Origin of the sequence: Alteromonas sp. I10, assembly GCF_003201515.1 — a bacterium.
Lineage (GTDB): Bacteria > Pseudomonadota > Gammaproteobacteria > Enterobacterales > Alteromonadaceae > Alteromonas > Alteromonas macleodii.
Genome location: NZ_QJJN01000004.1, coordinates 310,605 through 329,460, shown reverse-complemented (window position 1 = coordinate 329,460; position 18,856 = coordinate 310,605). Strand labels below are relative to the sequence as shown.

Genomic DNA, 18,856 nt, shown 5'->3' with positions numbered 1-18,856 from the left:
AAGCAAACAGATTCAGACAAACCATGTTCCAGCAGAATGACTTTAACACCTTACCTTAAGTTTCACTCTTAATGGTACGTTTCTTGATTCAGTTTTTGATAAAATGATAAACGCCTCTCAAAATAAAAAACAAAATTAGGACACACCATGGCACATTCAGGAAACGTCGTTATTTCAGGTGATGGTTACGATGTTATTGACTGCGAAACGTGCGGATTCAAACATGTTACGCCACTTCCAGACAAGCTCGAAAATGAGACTCTTTATCGTGACAGCCATTATGATGACGGCGAACGAGATAGGCTAAACTACTATGAGCGAGACCGCGATTGGTGGCTCATGAGCTATCGCGACGTGCTTAACGAAATAGCTCAATTTATCTCGCCTAATGATGATAATACTCTGGTTGATATTGGCTGCGGTGCAGGCCTGTTTTTGGAAGCAGCCAAAGAGGAAGGGTGGAATACAGTTGGTGTCGAAATAAGTACAATAGCGGCAAACCATTGCCGTGATAAAGGCTTAGATATCATTAATAGCAGCTTCGATGCTGACCTAACCAGCCTTCCAAAAAACATCAAAGTGGTTCACATGCGCAATATTCTAGAACATGTTCCCGACCCATTCTCTCTAATCAATGTGGCTTTCGACAAACTTGCCAGTGGTGGTGTTTTAGTTGTGGGTGTCCCTAATGACTTCAACCCTCTGCAAGAAGGCTTAAGAAAAACACAAGACTACAAACCTTGGTGGGTTGCTGTCCCACACCACCTTAATTACTTTGATTTTGACTCGCTAGAAGCACTCGTTTCAAAATGTGGATTTAATCCTTTAAGCCGTTTTTCCAGCTTCCCGCTAGACCTGTTTCTAGCGATGGGCGACAACTACATTGAAACGCCAAGCGTGGGCCGAGAATGTCACCTGAAACGTGTCAACTTTGAATGGTTCATGGAAAATGCGGGGTTAAGCCACTTACGACAAGATATCTATCGCGCTTTTTCTAACCTAAACTTAGGAAGAGAAGCCATTGTTATCGCGCAAAAGCCTTAGGATTGTTAATGAAAATTGAATATATAACGAATGCGAGTTTTTTGTTTACTTTCAGTGACGGAACAACGGTTTTAACCGATCCTTGGTATGAAGACGGCATTTACCATGGCCTTCTTTTCAATTACCCTCCTATGCATGAAAAGCAGCGCACACGCTATCTAAATTTAAAGCCCGACTATTTATATATTAGTCACATTCACGGTGACCACTTTAATCCTTTTACGCTATCTCATTTTGATAAAGACATCCCAATATTGATCGGTAAATTTCCGACCCCTGCCCTTCGCTTAGCTTTACAGCAATTAGGGTTTACGAATATTACGGAATGTACCTTTGACAAACCTTGGGAACTTGGCGAGCACAGTATAACCATTATAAAAGAGTTTTCAGGGTCTTCTGACGATATCGTGAATGAAACAAACATACCTGTTGATTCGTCGATATATCTTGAAGATGGAAACGGGTACAAGGTATTTTTTGCTGTAGACAACCCGATGCAAATTAGGCACGCAGAGCAAATTAAGGCGACCTTCGGTAAGCTTGATGCTGCAATTCTTGCTTACAGTGGCGCAAGTATTTACCCCTTTGTTTTTTCTCATTATAGCGATGATGAGAAACACACTCGCGTAGCACAGTTAAAAGCCTCTCGATTACAGAAGTTTTGCCAACTTGCGGAAATTATTGATGCAGATTTCAATATTCCAGCAGCTGGATCTTTTGTGATAGCAGGAACAGGTTATCAATACGCGCAGTATCAACATCAAGCATGCCCTGAGGAAATAGAATCGGCCTGGCGTAATCACAATCTTAACGAGAATAAGCTGGTCATGTTATCGACCGGTGACGCTCTGGACTTAGCTTCCCGTTCGACAGAGCACTCGCCTCTCGCGCTAGATAGGAATTTTACTCAGCAAGACAGAATAAACTACGCTGAGTCTCTAGCTGATTTTCCTTGCGAGCTTCACAGAATAACTTGGCCTGACGGGCTTATGATGCCAATCAATAGCTTAATTTTTAAGGCCAGAGCAAACGTATGGAGCGCGCAAGAAAGGTTATCTACATTCCCAGATACTGATGTGGTTTTACACATTAAGCCGGTAGAGCAACTGCAAGCTGGCTTGCAATGCCCAATCTACGCCAAGATAGACATGAAAAATGAACGCGTTCAAATAAATACATTGTTTGAGCCTACGGAAGATAAACCTTATATCAAGTTTACAATGACTACCCAGGTGCTTATAGCGCTTCTTCTAGGCGGTACATTTTGGAACGTAGCTGAGTACCACATGACAATTGAACGCGTTCCTAATCAATTCGATCCTACTCTACGAAGCTTGATGTCGTATTTTAAACTGTAGTGCGCTGAGTCATTTTGCTCATTTGGCCATCATAAATCGCACGCGTTTGCAGCGGGTAGCATAGACGGTGTTCGCGACCGCTGCCATAGCGTTTTGGTTATTAGACTTTAATTTTCAATACTTTCCCTTATCAACGAGCATTTCAGTTTTAGAACAAATATAATCCGGTTTTGTCTCATCCAGGTTGCAATATATTGTGAATCAACGTTTTTTACTTGCCATAGTCGCAGTGCTTTTGGCGATGGTAACCATACAGTCTGGTGCATCGTTTGCGAAACAACTCTTTCCTATAGTTGGCCCTGAAGGCACCAGTGCTCTTCGTGCGTTTTTCGCCGCGTTGGTGTTAACAGTAATTTTTAGACCTTGGAGAGCGCGCTTAAGCGCAAAAGGATGGCGTAACGTTATTTTCTACGGCGCTTGCTTAGGCGCAATGAATATCATCTTCTATCTTGCGATTGAGCGTATTCCCCTTGGCATAGGTGTTGCGCTTGAGTTCACCGGACCATTGGCTGTGGCATTTTTTAGTGCCAGAAAAAAGAGAGACTTTGCTTGGGCTATTTTAGCCGTTGCAGGCGTTTGTTTGCTGCTTCCCGATATTGGCGGCGCGTCGGCCGAGAGCTTAGATCCCGTCGGCGTTATTCTTGCCCTTACAGCCGGAGCGTTTTGGGCCGGTTACATCGTATTTGGAAACAAAACAGGCAACGAAGGTTCTGGCGGTGTTACGGTAACATTAGGCATGCTAGTGGCCGCTATCTGTGTAGTGCCTATTGGCGTTGCAAGTCAAGGTATCGCCTTACTCTCGCCACAGGCTATTTTCATCGGGTTCGCTGTAGGCGTATTCTCGTCGGCTATCCCGTATACGTTAGAAATGAGTGCAATGCGCAATATGCCTAAGCAAACCTTCAGCATTATGATGAGTGTTGAGCCTGCCGTTGCAGCCATAGCGGCGTTCATCATTATTGATGAAACCCTCACGCTTTCACAATGGTTTGCAGTGGCTTTAGTCGTTATTGCTACCGCTGGGAGTTCAGCTACGCAAAAACAACTACCCAAACAAAAACAAATTGAAACCCTTTCCTAGGGCCTGTTGACCTTTGGTGTACGAATTTTGGTCTAAATGGAAGCCTTTTAATCGCGAAACAGTCCTGCAAGCCTAGCGAGCTAAGTTAAAGGACTGTGACAAAGAGTAAAAGGCTTCCATAACGACCCCTTCGGGCAGCGCCTTTGTGCCATCTATACTGCGTTGAATGTTTTCGATTTAGAACCACTAAACCGTCAAACATCCGCCTTGTCTAGATGGCACACAGACCGCTGCAAAAATGTACAACAAAGGTCAACAGGCCCTAGGGTTTCAAACCTTCTGTACTTTTTTACCATCCTTATTTCCCCCTTTTTGAACTCAGGTCTTATTCTTTTCGTTAAACAAATTAAGTTAATAGTTGATTTAGTGGCTTAGGGAATAATTATGAAACATTATGCGGTAAACACAGAAGTAGAATGGGAATGGGGAAACGGTAGTGCAACGGGAAATATCAGAGAAAAATTTACCAATGATGTAGAGCGCACGATTAAGGGTTCGTCGGTAAAACGAGAGGCTAGCGACAGCGACCCAGCATATCTCATTGAACAGGACGACGGTAGCAAAGTGCTAAAATCTCACAGCGAAATTACGAAGTCGTCTTAATTTTTTGATTAATAAACCTAAACGAAAAATGCAGCGTTCTTTTTTCACTGATAGCGATGTCGTCAATATAGCGAAGTCGCTCATTGGTAACTTCCTGTTTAGTAACGTCGACGGCGTACTAACCGGGGGAACGATAACAGAAACGGAAGCCTACCGTGGACATCATGATCTTGCCATGGAGAAACACCTGTTGCGGCGCCCTTCTTCGATAACAACACTTAAAAAGCAAGGCGGCGTTGCTTACATCTACACCATTTATGGTTCTCACAGTATGTTGAATATTGTTACAAATGACGCTGACCACACTGATTCAGTTCTGATCCGAAAAATTAAGCCTACAGAAGGTGTAGACAAAATGCGCGAACGTCGCGGCATGAAGACATCATTGCGTAATCTATGTGACGGTCCAGCTAAGCTGACACAAGCTCTTGCGATAACACCTGCGCTTAATGGTGAGCCTGTAGTGAATAACACTTTGATTTGGATTGAGGAAAGTAACCATGCCATTGCTAGTAAACATATCACTAGTTCGCATCGCATTGGCATAGACTACGCAAAAGACGATCAAACCGGTAAGCTAGGTGCACGGGATGACACAACCTTGCCTTGGCGGTTCACGCTTAAGTAGCGCACCTCAATTGAAACTACTTCGCAAAAGCGAAAGTCAGCTTGCAGTCGATGTATTTGAGCAATTTGTTTACCACCCTTGGCACGGCAATATCACCGTTAGCAATTTTTGATTCAACATAAATATCGCAGTCATCATATTGAATTTGCTGGCGAATAACGTAATCGTTGAGTTCGTCAAACAGGCTTTCTTTTAAAGGCACCATGCCAATGAACGCACCTGAGCCTTTTTCATCTACAAATTCTTCACGCTTACTAAAGTAAGCGCCTTCAATTTCTCGTTTTAGCGTATACGCCTGCATGGCATCTAATTTTGTTAAGCGAAAGTGCACGCTAGTTTGGGAGTCTGTCACTGGTTATCTCAGTTTTTCTTGAAGTTTATCTAAATGGCTACTGCTTTATTTCCACTTTCCAAGGCGGGTTCACTCTATTCTCTCCTGCCCAGTACAGCTTTATTTTGTTGCCAGAGGGATCTCTTAAAATGGCCTCTTTCCAAAGGTAGCGCTGCTGCGTTGGCGGCTGCTCAAAACGAATACCTTTTTCCACAAGAGAGGTATACAACTCTTCTAGCGTCTCGTGTTCAAAATAGATCACACTGTGATTTTGAGCACTTTCGCTTTCTAAAGAGAGCGAAAAAGTGGACGAGCCTTCTGGACACGTGAATCTGGCATAATGCGGTGTATCTACAATTTGAGTGAACCCAAGTGTAAGGTAAAACTCCACCGCTTCGACCATATTGGTAACGGGTAACGTAACTTGGTTCAATTCCATGAAGACCTGCTCCTTGTATTTGTATTGTTTGCGCTAGATTTAATCGTCGCGTCCTAGATAAGCGTGAATAGCTATGATTTTACCGTTTTCATTAAATTTCAAGACATCAACAACGAACAGTGTTTCAGACTTATCCACCACAATTTTGAGCTCACCAGACACCATCTTCTCGTTTACCATAGTAGACAGCACATCTATTTCTATCGAGTCAGCATTCTCAAAGTTCTTACGTGTTTCATCAACGGCTAACCGTTTACCTTTTACAGAAATTTTCCAGTCCCTTAATGCAATGTCATCCGCAAACATATCGGAAACACTGTCTAGGTCCTTTTGTTCATAGGCTCTTAAGTATTGAATAAAGACTTCGACCCACTCCATTTTACGTGTTCCCTTTATCAGTTTTTTAAAAGACACAAGCCAATCGGTTTACACCCAAAAGGCCAGCGTCCAGTTAATATAACCGTTACACTATCAAAAATAACGTGGCTGCTGTGGCCGCGCCCATTGTAAGGTTAAACTGCCGTCTTCGAGTTGGCGAACTCAACCACACGCGTATTTTTGCGCCTACCGCTGCCCAAAGCGAGATGCTTGGAAAACCAATCACGGCAAAAGCGGTAACAATCGCAATACCAGATTGGGTGTAGTGCTCGCCAGGCAGTGAAAACGTGCCTACGCTGGCTAACGCCATCATCCATGCTTTAGGGTTAATTAACTGAAATAATGCCCCTTCCCACCACTTGAGCGGCCCTTGGCGTTTGGTCGACTTAATTTTGTTTTCTACTAGGCCTACTGGCTCATCTACGGGGCCAGTGGCAATTTTGAACGCTAACCATAACAGGTATGCCACGCCAAGCACTTTTAGCACACTGTACAGTACGGGAAATATGTTGAACAGCGCACCAATGCCCAGCAGTGTGCTTATCATTAGACCTGCAACACCAATTACAATACCCAGCATGTGCGGCAGCGAACGTTTATAACCGTATTGTGCCCCAGAAGCCAATAGCATCATATTATTCGGGCCAGGCGTTACCGTACTGATGAATGCGAATGTCGCAAGCGCGATGAGTAAAGATGTTTCCATGACAGTCCTTATGTGTTGAGGTGAGCAATGCGTTTCTTTAAAAGAAAGGGGTCGGTTAACCAAACGCTTGTTTTTCACCAACACAATACAATCATATTTTTGTATGCATCATACCCAAATACGCTTAAAAACAGCCATACAGTTTAGTCATGGTAACGTCTGTATGGTAGTTATTTCACCAATCTGTATGGTTAAAAGCTCCTGTCAATTAAGATATAGTTATCTGTATGCAGATAACTTCATAAGAATAAATATTGCGATGACGCTTTACGAAACATTAGCCAATGAACTTAAAGCCCAAATCGAGCGTGGTGTTTTTGAGGTGGGGAACAAGTTACCTTCGGTTAGGCAGCTGTCAACGGAGCATAAAGTAAGTATAGCTACCGTGCAGGAAGCATATCGAGTGTTAGAAGCGCAGCAACTGGTAGAGGCAAAACCTAAATCAGGTTATTTTGTCGCCCGTAGTATCTTAATAGATAACACCCCTAGCATGACGAAGCCTCCGCAACGCCCTATGGATGTGTCTCAATGGGAAGATGTGCTAGACACTCTACTTAATACCTTCAATAAAGATCATGACGCTAAAACCCTGTGCCAGTTTCAGCATGCCATGCCCAACATGACTGCCAAAACCCTTAAACCGCTTATAAAACGCCTGCATGAACTCACCAAACATCGAGCCTTGGACGGCATGATATACGGTGACGTAAAAGGTGATGAAACTCTGCGAAAACAGCTAAGCCGATTGGCCGCAGCATCTGGCTGTGTGTTGCAAAGCGACGAATTCATTGTGACTTCTGGCTGCCAGGAAGCCTTATCTGTTTGCCTTCGCGCAGTGGCGAGCGCCGGTGATGTGATAGCGGTAGAATCCCCCGGATTCTACGGTGCTATGCAAGCTATAAAAGGCGCTGAATTAAAAGCATTAGAGATCCCCACCGACTCTGAAACAGGACTGAGTTTAGAGGCATTAAAGCTAGCGCTTGATCAATGGCCGATCAAGGCCATTTTAGTCGCCCCAACGGTAAATAACCCTCAAGGATTCGTTATGCCTGAGGCGAAAAAGAAAGCGTTATATGAATTGGCCAGAGAGTACGATGTAGCCATTATTGAAGATGATATTTACGGCGATATTGCCTACGCTTACCCTCGTCCAAAAACCATTAAATCTTTCGATAAAGATGGGCGTGTTTTACTGTGCTCCTCGTTTTCAAAAACGCTAGCGCCTGGTTTTCGCGTGGGTTGGATAGCGCCGGGAAGCTATAGAAATAAAGTGCTCCACGTTAAATATGTCAGTAGCTCTATGTGCCCTACTCTACCCCAATTAGCTATAGCCAGTTTCATTGAGCAAGGCGGTTATGACAAACATATTCGGGCTATGCGTCACCATTACCTAAGTGCACGAGACGCACTACGTTCAGACATTAAGCGTTACTTTCCCGCCGACACCTGTATTAGCTACCCTCAAGGGGGCTATGTGCTTTGGGTAGAGCTAAACAGCCGTTATGACTCCGTGAAGCTGGCTGACGAAGCCAAGCAAAAAGGAATTTATGTCGCGCCAGGGCAGCTATTTTCGGCAACAGGTAAGTATCGACATTGCCTGCGTTTTAATTTCATTGATAGTACGCAGGCTGCGCGCACCGAAGCTATTCAGCGTCTTGGTGAGATGCTTGTTGCACAAGAAGCCTAATTTTTTATACAAAGTGCGTAAACCCAAGGGCAGTTGATCCACATCAACGCAGGCTAGCCGTAAGTCCACCAAAATAAAACCATCCAAACTAACCTGTGAAACTTTGTATGCTTACGTTAGTGAATAATACAGATGCGAATGATGACATTGTGCCTGAAGCACACGGACTATACCGTCTGCATTTAAAGCCTAACACGCAAATGGCGATAGAGAATAAGCCCGTCTTCGGTGCGAATATTACGCTACATAGCAGCGTATTGAAGCACGATAATTTTGTGGCAACGCCAGATAATATATTAGGTTGGCTGGATCACTGCGGTTTGTCACACTTTGCAGTGAAAGCCGAGACCGACAATTCAGAAAGTGAAGACACGTCTGTACTTTTGCCTTCACAGTTTTTAAATGCCGAAGGCGGAATTTTGCGTGTAACTGCCCCCACCCGCATTTATCTAATCAGCAAAACCCCAATTGATATTAACAAACGCGGCCTGTGCCTTTTTACGCCAGTAAAATAACGACCCAGAAATGTACTCTGACCCCAAAATTTTGGGGGTCAGAGTACATTTTCTTTTATTCGACTTCTGTGGTGGCGTTTGATGTGCTCTCTAGTTGCAAGCTTATTGCCTCAGAAAGCCCGGAATAACGCTTATCCACCCGTTGAACCATGTGGCTAAATGTAGCGTTGTCAGAAATAATTAAGCAGCCGTCTTTAGCTCGGGTTAACCCTGTGTACACTAGGCCTCGATGAAATAAATTGGCGGCTTTCTCGCTATCAGGCTTAGGTAAAATAAGTACGACATGGTTAAACTCAGAGCCTTGAGATTTATGTATGGTCATGGCATACACAGTTTCAAACTGCGGTACTCTTGATAGCGATATGCTGCGCAACGCTTGTTTTTCCTGTAGCGCCTTGTCAGCATTGTCTCCCGCATTTGCCGAAGCATTCTGACTTGAACCGTTTTGACCTGAAGCTTGGCTCTCTTGGTAAAACCACGCATATAGCTTTCCTTTGCTGTCAGGCCAGATTACACCAACCTCACCGTTTGATAGTCGTTGAGGATGATGATTCTTTACAATCATAATGGGCTGACCTTGATAGAAATGGCCTTCCCGCTTTCTGATCTTGTGCTTGATAGCATCGAACACCAAATTATTCAGGCCTTCTACGCCCATTCCGCCCTTGCGGACCGGGGTTAGCCACCTAACCACATTCAGGCGATTAAGCGCTTCTTCGGCACTGCCAGCATCAAAAATAGGCAAGAAGCTTTCTTTGGCCAACTGGTGTAAATCACGGCCGCTAACCTGGAACTCTGGCCATAGGTGAACGCCAGATTGTAGGCGTGATGCCGTATTTGAACCAAGACCCGCACTTTCGTTATTTTCGCCAGCCTTATCGGTAATAGCGGCAAGTGCACCGCTTGCATCACCTCGTTGTATGGCCGTTGCAACTTTTGCCACCTGCCCCTTGAAGCGCTGAGGTGCTTGAAGAGTTGCTACATAGCTTTTTGCCTGCTCATCAACAGGTAACAGAGGCAAATGCGGGCACAGCGTAGCAATGTGCTGACGCATCAACGATGGCACGCCACCTAAAGAAAGCCCGTCGCCATGACTGTTTAAGCTATTTGAACTATATGCGCTGTTTGTGCCATTTGACACATTCTCGTTTTCGTCAAAACTTGCTGTCTCGGTACTAACTAGCTGCTCTAGCACGTTACCGAGCTCAACCGCAGGAAGCTGGTCGGCATCACCGATAAAATAGAGCCGTGCATGGTCTGGTAACGCTCGTACTATGCGCGTCATTAGCGCTAAGTCGACCATACTTGCTTCATCGACAATAAGTACATCTGCTGCCAATTGATTGTGCTGATTGAACTTAGTCGATACACCGTGCTCGCGCAATCCTAGTAATCTATGTAGCGTCACAGCATCGGTAGGCACGTTGTTAAGTACTGTGTCGTTCAACTTGCCGCGAAGCCCGTCTATGCTGTTCATGATAGATTCGGTCATACGCTGTTGCGCTTTACCTGTAGGCGCTGCGAGCACAATTTTTAAGTTTTCATCGCAAGCCTGTAGCGCCAGTAATAAGCGCAATACAGTATAGGTTTTACCTGTTCCTGGCCCACCGTTTATAACGCAAAAGCGCTGCATTAGGCTTTTCGCCACCGCTATTTGCTGCCAATCTTGCCGATCGGTTGTTTCGGTAGGAAAGATTGCTGGCCAAAGTTGCTTTACTTTTTCGCTTGCCTCATCACTTAACGGCGTAAGCGCAGCTCGTTTTACAACATTGCGTGCTACTTCTTGTTCAAATTCATAGTAGCGACGGCTGTACAGCTTGCCGTTGCTATAGACAAATAGTTGAGCCACCTGCTCGTTAACCAGTGCGCTTTTTAAAATTCTAAGTAACGGTGTTTGTTGTGGCACGTCAACACCTGCTTTGGGCGCTTTTTCCTGCTCGGTTTGTTCAACCAGCGTCAGTGAAGCAGCCGCCGCCCCATTACTGCTATGCTCATTCGTTTCAACCGCCAAGGCTGCCTCTTGTTCTGCGACTACCTCTTTAAAAAGCGTCGTACCCGCTATGTCTTTTAGATAGATACAGCTGTGGCCATTGCGCTGCATATACGACAAGTATGCTAAGATCCCAGCCCAAATAAACTGTTCTTCTTGCTCCAGTTCATCAATAAAGCCAAATTCTTTTGCGACAAATTTGTCGATCGCCTCGATGCCAAACAAGTTATCAAAAAATGACGGTACAGAGTGTTGATTGCTTTTCATTATTTTCCTTTGCTTTAGCCTCTATGATGTTGACTACTCGTCATCGAAACTAAACTGCTGCTGACCCGAAGACGTTTGTTCCAAAGGCTGGTGAGAGCTGCCTGCATTCGAAGAACTATTGCCTTGCTGGGCATCGTCTTTGCTCGCAAATATCCCGTCTAATCGATTGAGTACAGACGATGGAACATCAGTATAAAATACCCCTTCCCCGCGCTCGTTTTCTGGGTGCATACCGCGTAGATACAAGTAATACACTCCACCAAAATGCATATCTGGGTCGTAGTTAGGCAGCGTATTCTTTAAATAGCGATGTAGCGCCAAGCAGTAAATTAAGTACTGAAGGTCGTAAAGGTGATGCTGGTTATTGTGAAACAGCGCTGTTGGCGTGTAGCTATCAAGGGTATCGCCAAGCCAGGTTGATTTGTAGTCTGCCACATAAAACTGACCGTCATGTTCAAAAATCAAATCAATAAACCCGTGCATCATTCCCTGTAATTTAGCTGTGATTAATTGAGGCGCTGTTTCCATCTCGCCACCAATAACGTCAGCTACGTTTTGCCTATGGGTAGCGAGTACTTCACGAAGCTGAGTCCATTGCGTGTCGTTCATTGGAAAATAGAATTCGGCTTCGCGCAGGGTTTGCGCTAAGGGCAAATCACTCATACTTAGCTGCATATTGGGATACAAAGGCGTCTGTAGCGCTTCTTCTAACCATTCATAGAGTAGCGGCGTTCGCTTTTCATCTAACCCGAAGCGGTTAACCAGTTCCTTACCCGTTTCTTCCCAATCGGGCGCACTAAAGTCACTGCGCTCTAGAATATCGTGAAGTAAATTACCTGCGCTCGCACCTTTCTCTAGGGTAAAACGCAGATCATTTTTACTTACCGTACTTTCAACAGCTGCCGAGGAATTGATGTCTGCATCAATTGAGCCCATCTCACCCATGAGGGTGTCGCTTGCATACACTTCTTCATCTCGAATGGTTTGAAGTACGGGCACACTAGGAAGGGTTTGACCCAAGGGCTCTGTTGATGCGCCGCTCTCTGCTGCTGTGCCTGTTTCAACGCTTTGGTTAGCACCAACCGTGGTTAAACGGCTCATTGCTGAGAATGAATACAGTCGCCATTCTTCGCTTGCCGTGCCGGTAAATTGCAACGCGGTAAGCTGAGGTAACTCATCTTCTTGTTCAAAGCCAGTATACACTTCCTCAAACTCATCACCGTCGATATAGCAGGCATGGGACGCTTCTTCTTCAGCAACACGGTTTAACACACTTGACCAATCGTTGTTGCTGCCATCGCCGCCTACACCAAGTGCTCGTGCTAATGCGCTTCTTTCATTGTTAGTCAGCGGTACAACGCCCATGTAACAGCGATGGGCAGCTCGTGTTACCGCCACATAGGCCAGTCGCATGTCTTCCGCTTCACTCTCACTTTGAACGCGAGCTATGGCCTGTGGCGTCTGCCCAAGCTGCATTTGCAAATCTTGTTTTTCTTCGTCGTAATAAGTAAATATTTGCGACGTAGTGTTGCCGTTTTTAGCGGCGTCTCTGTAGCCGGTGGCAAAAGGAACAAACACGATGGGGTACTCTAGCCCTTTCGAGCCGTGCTGAGTAATAAGTCGAATAAGTTGGCTGTCACTTTCAAGGCGCAAAGTAAGCTCTTCATCGCTTTCAGGCTTATGAATTTGCTTATTCAACCAGTCGAGTAGCTGCTCTGGGCGCTGGTGAGTAGTGCTAGCTTTTTCCAGCACTTCGGCTAGGTGTTGATAGTTAGTAAGGGCGCGTTCCACGCTGTCAGCATGAGGTTGATAGCTATCTTGCATTAAATACAGCAGCACACTCATGCACCCTTTTTGCAGCCACATATCCCGCAGCGACAATACCTTGTCGATAGCAGCATCCCACTGCGCGTCATCTTCATGGTATAGCAATTCAATAAGTGTTTGGGCACTATAACCCCAAAGCGGTGACGCCAAGCTCGACGCTACTTTACTGGTGTCGTTAGCATGCCAAATACCGTTAAGTAACCGCAGTACATCTTTGGCTTCGGCACTGGCAAATAAGTTACTGCGATCGCTTAGATAAACGCACGCCAAGCCTTTTTGCTGCAGTACACTTTTGATAGCGCCAGCTTCGGTCCTGTCTTTCACCAAGATAGCGATATCCTGAGGCTTAACAGGCGCGGTGCCACCATTGGCGGTTTGAAAGTGCGCTTCGTTCAATAAGCGGTAAATCTCTTGCGCAATCCACTGAGCCATCTTGCGACGCATAATGTGGGCGTTTTCTTTGTCGTCCAAACACATGCTAACGTAGTTCATTGCGCTGCGTTTCGTTACAGCACTTTTCATTACACCGCTCTTCATTACAGCACTTTTCATTACCTTGTCTTGTTCGGCAGGGTCGATAAGTGGCGTTTTTGCCGCGGCCGCTTTAGGCGTAAATTCCACAGGGTTGTATTTGATATCAAAACCAAACACATCGGCAGGTCTATTTGATGCCACAGGCGCGCCATAAAATAACCGATTATAGGCTTTAACCATTCCCTCAACCGAGCGCCAGTTGGTATTCATCACCCAGCGGTAATCTGCCTGCCTACCCGCTTTTAAATAGGTAAAAATATCGCCACCGCGAAAGCGATAAATCGCCTGCTTGGGGTCACCTATCATTAATAATGCACTTTCGTTAGCATCCGCAAGATTAGGATAAACTGCGTCTAAAATAGCGTACTGCTTTGCATCGGTATCTTGAAATTCGTCAATAAGCGCTACGGGAAACTTCTTACGAAGCTCAGGCACAAGGGTATTGTTCGGCTTCACCACTTCGTCGGCGAGCATGCGAATAAGGTCGTCGAAGTCGATAACGCCAAGCTGCTTTTTCTGCTTTTCAACGCGGGATTTGATGAACGCAATGGCTTCAACCACCAGCTTGAATACAGGCACCTTACCAAGCGCTTTGTCTTTCTCACTAAATGCTTTTTTAAGCGCCCCTGCAAAATCTTTTATAGGCGTTAAGATCTCTTTTACACCAGATGAATTTCGCGCATATCGGTTACCTTTAACAAAGGCTTCCGCTTCGGGCGGCGGAAGATAATAACTTTGTTCATCCACGCAAGAACGCAACCAAGCTTTAAGTGCAGCCAATTCCTGCGGCCGCTCTTTTTTATGGGCCGGTGTTTTGATGAGCTGTTCTACCAATAGCCCTTCATTATCCTCTACGCTTTGAAGTAGAGACTTCACGTAGGCTAAAGACGTGTGCGGCGCTTCATCTAGCTGCGTTTTACACGCCGCCTCAATATCCTCTTCACTAAGCAATATTGGGGTCAGAGTACTTTTAATGCTGGCGTTAAACTCTCGCAGCAGTTTTTCAGGTGTATGCCAGCCAGACTCTGCCAGTAGCCTAAACTCGTCCTCACTTTTGCTAATTTTTCGAATGAAGTCTTCGGCAGCTTCAAGGTATAAGTCGCTGGTGTCATTGCCCAAATTAAGCGACATGGCAAAGCCGCTGTTAAATGCTAATTGGGTAATAACATGCTGACAAAAGCCGTGAATAGTAAACACCGAGGCTTCATCAAGCTCCAGCTGCGCCGCTTTTAAAAGTGCCAAACTCTCGTCAATATCACAGCTATTAAATAAATACTGATAAACCGGGTCACAGCCACTGTCTATTTCATTGCCGTTATCTTTGGCTTGCTGCCAAATAAGGAGGGCTTCTCTTAGTGTTGCCGCAATACGCCCCTTTATTTCTTCGGTCGCGGCTTTGGTGAAAGTCATCACCAATATTTCTTTGACGGTAAGCTTTTTTTCAAGCAATAGACGCAGATACAAGCGCGTAATATTAAAGGTTTTACCTGTGCCCGCGCTGGCCTCAATAAGGTGGCGCCCTTTTAACGGCATAGCGACGACATCGAGTAATTGCGCTTCAGTGCCGCTGTGGTCGTCGGTTTGCGGCTGAGATTGTTCGTCTATAGGGTTATCAGAGGATGTAGGGTTGTAACTCATAGCTTCTCCTCCTGAGACGCATTGTTGACCATGGCGAGCAGCACAAAAGCACTTAAATACGGCACATCGTTCCAACTCACGCCCTGAGGAAACAACCAATTTAAGTAAGGGTTGCTTGCCATATCGGCGCTGAACTGCCCGCTACTTTGCTGCCAGTCGGTTAATGCTTGCTGTAACTCTATCGTGTTAAAAAGTGCAGCGGCTTGATTCACCGCCTGTTTCGCTTTTTCATGTTTTTCATTTGTCGTTTCGCTAGCTACAGCGTTGTCTTTATCAGTGAACGGGCACATCTCGTCAATTGCATGTCGAACTTGGCTAAGTATCGCTTTGTCGGTTTCACTAGTCCCGTCCGCACTCTCTAGTAGCGCATGCAGAATGTCGGTAAACATCTCAGGCTTTATGCTTTCCACTACAGGCTTAGTGTCTGAATTTCTGGTTCCGGGCATAAAAGTACCGAACAAACTTAAATGAATAGGTGTCGGCGCCGTGTAAACTGCCATATAAAGCTGTTCAATAAACAAAAGTAAACGCACAGCAGTTTCGCGATCGTAAGCGGAGAAACGCTGCTTTTTCAAAATGGTTTCGCCCTTTTCCCAAGCACACGAATAGATATCCAGCGGATAGTTGCTGTAGCTGGTTTCTTCATCGCTGCTTGAAAAAACTAATTGTGAGATGAAGAAACCCAAAGCGCGATGTGCGTCAATCTTGCCTGCACAAAGCTCGACTAGCGCGTCACTGCCTAATAATGCCGATGAAGTAAAGGTGATGTATTTGCCTTGAAAGTGCGCTTTTTTAGGCTCCGCGTCATGAGGGCCCATGGCCTGACTCAATGCCAACGCCCCGTCTTTCCACATGTCAACTTCATCTCTGGCAACGGGGTTATTGGGAATATCCCCTCTAAGCGACGCAAACGTGATCACTTTTTCACTATAGGAAAGAGAGGTGACATCATCTTTCTCTGGCGCAACGCGCTCTGCAGACGAAAAGATAGCGTCGAGCACCTGGTAGCGGAGCAGCGCATTGGTTTCAAACGGCTCGCTATTTTCAAGTAGCGTAAACGATTGAGACAGATTCACACCAAGGCGTTGTACGGAAAAATACTCCAGCGGATCTTTGAAAGCTCTTGCAATTTGAATACCTGATAAACGAAGCGATTGCGTTGATAGTGCGTCAGATGATGGCGCTAACGTTGCTGTATCCGCATCATTGGTAGAGTCATTATCTGCTTCATCGGTATTTAATTTCGTTTTTTGTAACGCGTCAGCTAACCGTAACCACCCTGTTTCGTAGCTCGGCAAGGTTCCCGTGAACCCCTCTTCACTGAACGGGTGTAGCGGCGCGTTAACGCTGTACTTTGATAAATCCAGTGCGTAGCTGTTTTCTAGCATATCCATGAACTCAGCCAATACTAGACTCGGTTGTCGCTCACTATTATTAGTAACGTCGTTCCCTTGGTAACTTAAATATAAGCTGTCTCTGGTGGAAATAATGGCTTCTAGGAATAAATACCTGTCTTCCAAACGCCGTGAGCGGTCACCGATTTGGCGGCCAGCACCTGCCATTAAATCGAGGCCAAGTGGGCTTGATTTTCTGGGGAATTCACTGTCGTTCAGGCCCAAAATGCACACTTTTTTAAACGGTATGCTTCGCATGGGCAGCATTGAACACACCGTAACCTGACCGGTCATAAAGTGGTTACCAGCATCTGGCGACGAGAATCGATTGAGTAGCAGGTCGCGAACCTGACGAAGGGTGAGTTCGTGTTCATAACCTGCCTCTTCGCATCGTGCAGCAAGATCGGCAGCAACTTTGGCAATAAGATCCCAACTTTGCTGCTGCTCTTTTATCGGCATAAAACACGCATCTCTAAGCGATATTAAGGCTTTAGACCACTGCGCGGCCGTCCTTGGGGCTGTTAATACTTGGGCAAACTCACCCAACAGCGCCACAACGTCAATAAGCTTGCCTAGCGTAAGCGCACTTTGTCCTTCAACGTCGGGAATAGTAAGTAAGTCACTCACAATGACTTCACTATCTGGTGCAAGCATACCCATAAGTAATCGACGTATTCCCCACCACCAGCTGTAAGTGTCGTCTAGATCAACACCTTCTGAAACGGCCGTTTTATGGGCGCTATTAAGACCCCAATGAATATGAGCTTGTTTTAGCCAAACCACCATTTGCTCGATATCATCTTGTGACACTGAGAAACGCTTTTGCACTGAATCTAGCTGCAGATAATCCATAATGTCCGACACACCAAAGCGGCTATCGGGCAGCTGTAACAGCGCCATAAACGCCGCAATCAACGGCTCTGCATCCATTGGGCTTCTATCTGCAATGGTACACGGAAGCCTAACCTGCCCTCTGCCAGCCAAAGCCTTTGTGCCTACTCTGTGAAATACAGCATCAACAAATGGCGCGTAGTTTTCGATGGCGGGGCACATCACCAGAATATCAGATGGGGTGCGCGTTTTATCTTGAGATAACCAGTGTAACAAGTGGTCGTGTAAAACCTGCACTTCGCGAAGTGCGGAATGGGTACACATGATAGTAACGCTATCGTCTTTTTCTCTTAAATCATGAGTAAGTGGCTTCGGTTGAGCGGCTTGCAATATATCGTTGTGAATATATTCGAGTAGACCATAACGGTGAACGTTCTCACCACTGTTAGAAGCCTCTTCAAAATCCGGTGAATCAAACGCACTAATCTCAAAGGTATCTAGCTCAGTAATTAAGTTGAATAGCTCTCTGCCCTGTTTACCTAAGTTGCCAAGCAGCGGGTTTGACTGATCTTCTTCCATCCATTTCTTAAGGCCTTCTAAGCGCAATAGCTTCGCCTGTTCACTACTGCTTTTCGCTTCCCCCCAATAATTAATGCTAGGATTTAAGTGAAATATATGAATATCAATGTGCTGCGCGAGGGCGTCAAAAAACGCGATAAGCTGTGGGGCCATAGTATTAATAGCAAACACTATCACACGATTAGGCAATTTGTTCGTTGGCTCATTCGGTAAATGACCAGCTTCTAACGCCTCTAGGGTCATTTGATGCAAACGTGCAGGATGCAGCGGTTGCTCTTTGACCAATATGCGCCAAATTTCGCTTTGCCATATCTCCATGTCATCAAATACAGCGCGTTCGTTAGCTTCCCATTTAAACAACCAGTCTGGGCGGTACAACAAGTATTGCTCGTACACGTCGGCCAGAGCGGTAGCAAGCTGAAGGCGCTGTAACCCCTGCTCTTGTTCACTTCCCGCATTTTGCCAATACCGGTTAACTTGTTCGAAGGCTTCTGCGCTCATTAGCGAGCCATCTTGGAGAATATTGTCGATACGCCATGTCAGTACTTCACGACGATAGGGAGATTGCTTGGGTACTTTGTCTTGTCCTAATACAGTACGTGCTGTATTCCACATAAAGCGCACCGGTAAAGGATAATCAATATTCATTGCCACACCGTGTTCTGTGGCAATCTGCATACTGATCCAGTGCTGCATTCCCGGGCTTTCAACCAAGATGGTTTCTGGTGTAAACACACCCATGGGCTGCTGACGTAAAAGCGTGGTGAGAAGAAAACTTAAGTGTTCTAATTTATTAGAGGGATATAGCGCAAGCAATCGAAAAATCCTTTGTAGAACGTGCTTTTAGATACTGTGCAAAGACTGTACAGGTATCGTCGACCTTATAATTTAGTGTATCGCATTGGGCTCAGTAGTTAAGTTATTTCTCCAAAATTTAGATAAGCAAATGTCTTATGATAATAAAACAAATACCGGGGGGCATGGCGAAATCAATACCCGGAGAGTTCTAAGCAAAGTGATAGAGAG

14 protein-coding genes are annotated in these 18,856 nt (G+C 45.5%); 7 read left to right on the top strand and 7 right to left on the bottom strand.

Features of this window, described 5'->3' with window-relative positions; all coding sequences use genetic code 11:
• Window positions 1-147: 147 nt before the first annotated feature.
• The 5 genes from BZA03_RS10440 (at window position 148) to BZA03_RS10420 (ending at window position 4,714) form a co-directional block, all read left to right on the top strand.
• Complete coding sequence (locus BZA03_RS10440; protein ID WP_110288726.1) at window positions 148-1,044, top strand: class I SAM-dependent methyltransferase; 897 nt, start codon at window positions 148-150, stop codon at window positions 1,042-1,044.
• 8 nt (window positions 1,045-1,052) lie between these two features.
• Entirely contained in the window at window positions 1,053-2,402 is a 1,350-nt protein-coding gene (locus BZA03_RS10435) for an MBL fold metallo-hydrolase (protein ID WP_110288725.1), read from the top strand.
• Window positions 2,403-2,598: 196 nt separating this feature from the next.
• Window positions 2,599-3,483, top strand: coding sequence for a DMT family transporter (locus BZA03_RS10430; RefSeq protein ID WP_014949793.1), 885 nt, complete (start codon window positions 2,599-2,601; stop codon window positions 3,481-3,483).
• Between the two features lie 384 nt (window positions 3,484-3,867).
• Window positions 3,868-4,086 carry a DUF2945 domain-containing protein gene (locus tag BZA03_RS10425; protein WP_014949794.1) on the top strand — a complete coding sequence of 73 codons (219 nt, stop codon included), beginning with the start codon at window positions 3,868-3,870 and terminating at the stop codon, window positions 4,084-4,086.
• 28 nt (window positions 4,087-4,114) lie between these two features.
• Window positions 4,115-4,714: a DNA-3-methyladenine glycosylase gene (locus BZA03_RS10420; protein WP_110288724.1), complete on the top strand. Its 600-nt coding sequence runs from the start codon at window positions 4,115-4,117 to the stop codon at window positions 4,712-4,714.
• Window positions 4,715-4,730: 16 nt separating this feature from the next.
• On the opposite strand, the gene BZA03_RS10415 is transcribed toward BZA03_RS10420, so the two are convergent.
• The 4 genes from BZA03_RS10415 to BZA03_RS10400 form a co-directional block, all read right to left on the bottom strand.
• Window positions 4,731-5,066 carry a hypothetical protein gene (locus tag BZA03_RS10415; protein ID WP_014979563.1) on the bottom strand — a complete coding sequence of 112 codons (336 nt, stop codon included), beginning with the start codon at window positions 5,064-5,066 and terminating at the stop codon, window positions 4,731-4,733.
• Between the two features lie 37 nt (window positions 5,067-5,103).
• Window positions 5,104-5,484 (bottom strand): VOC family protein, encoded by a 381-nt coding sequence (locus tag BZA03_RS10410; RefSeq protein ID WP_110288723.1) that lies wholly within the window; start codon window positions 5,482-5,484, stop codon window positions 5,104-5,106.
• A gap of 39 nt (window positions 5,485-5,523) precedes the next feature.
• Window positions 5,524-5,862: a nuclear transport factor 2 family protein gene (locus BZA03_RS10405; protein ID WP_039225393.1), complete on the bottom strand. Its 339-nt coding sequence runs from the start codon at window positions 5,860-5,862 to the stop codon at window positions 5,524-5,526.
• 85 nt (window positions 5,863-5,947) lie between these two features.
• The gene (locus BZA03_RS10400) at window positions 5,948-6,568 is read right to left on the bottom strand and encodes a LysE family translocator (RefSeq protein WP_039225391.1); all 621 of its coding nucleotides are present in this window, start codon (window positions 6,566-6,568) and stop codon (window positions 5,948-5,950) included.
• Between the two features lie 259 nt (window positions 6,569-6,827).
• Between BZA03_RS10400 and BZA03_RS10395 the strand changes: the two genes are divergently transcribed.
• On the top strand, window positions 6,828-8,255 hold the full coding sequence (locus BZA03_RS10395) for a PLP-dependent aminotransferase family protein (RefSeq protein WP_039225389.1): 1,428 nt from the start codon (window positions 6,828-6,830) through the stop codon (window positions 8,253-8,255).
• Between the two features lie 107 nt (window positions 8,256-8,362).
• Entirely contained in the window at window positions 8,363-8,770 is a 408-nt protein-coding gene (locus BZA03_RS10390; RefSeq protein WP_039216512.1) for a hypothetical protein, read from the top strand.
• A 55-nt stretch (window positions 8,771-8,825) separates the two neighbouring features.
• Here BZA03_RS10390 and recD read toward each other — a convergent pair whose 3' ends face one another.
• Genes recD through recC form a run of 3 tightly spaced genes read right to left on the bottom strand, consistent with a single transcriptional unit; the run spans window position 8,826 to window position 18,646 of the window.
• On the bottom strand, window positions 8,826-11,027 hold the full coding sequence (recD, locus tag BZA03_RS10385) for an exodeoxyribonuclease V subunit alpha (protein ID WP_110288722.1): 2,202 nt from the start codon (window positions 11,025-11,027) through the stop codon (window positions 8,826-8,828).
• Between the two features lie 33 nt (window positions 11,028-11,060).
• A complete protein-coding gene (gene recB / locus BZA03_RS10380) occupies window positions 11,061-15,026 on the bottom strand; it encodes an exodeoxyribonuclease V subunit beta (RefSeq protein WP_110288721.1) in 3,966 nt (1,321 codons plus the stop codon).
• A complete protein-coding gene (gene recC / locus BZA03_RS10375) occupies window positions 15,023-18,646 on the bottom strand; it encodes an exodeoxyribonuclease V subunit gamma (protein WP_110288720.1) in 3,624 nt (1,207 codons plus the stop codon). Before recC ends, recB begins: the two co-directional genes overlap by 4 nt.
• Window positions 18,647-18,856 lie beyond the last annotated feature (210 nt).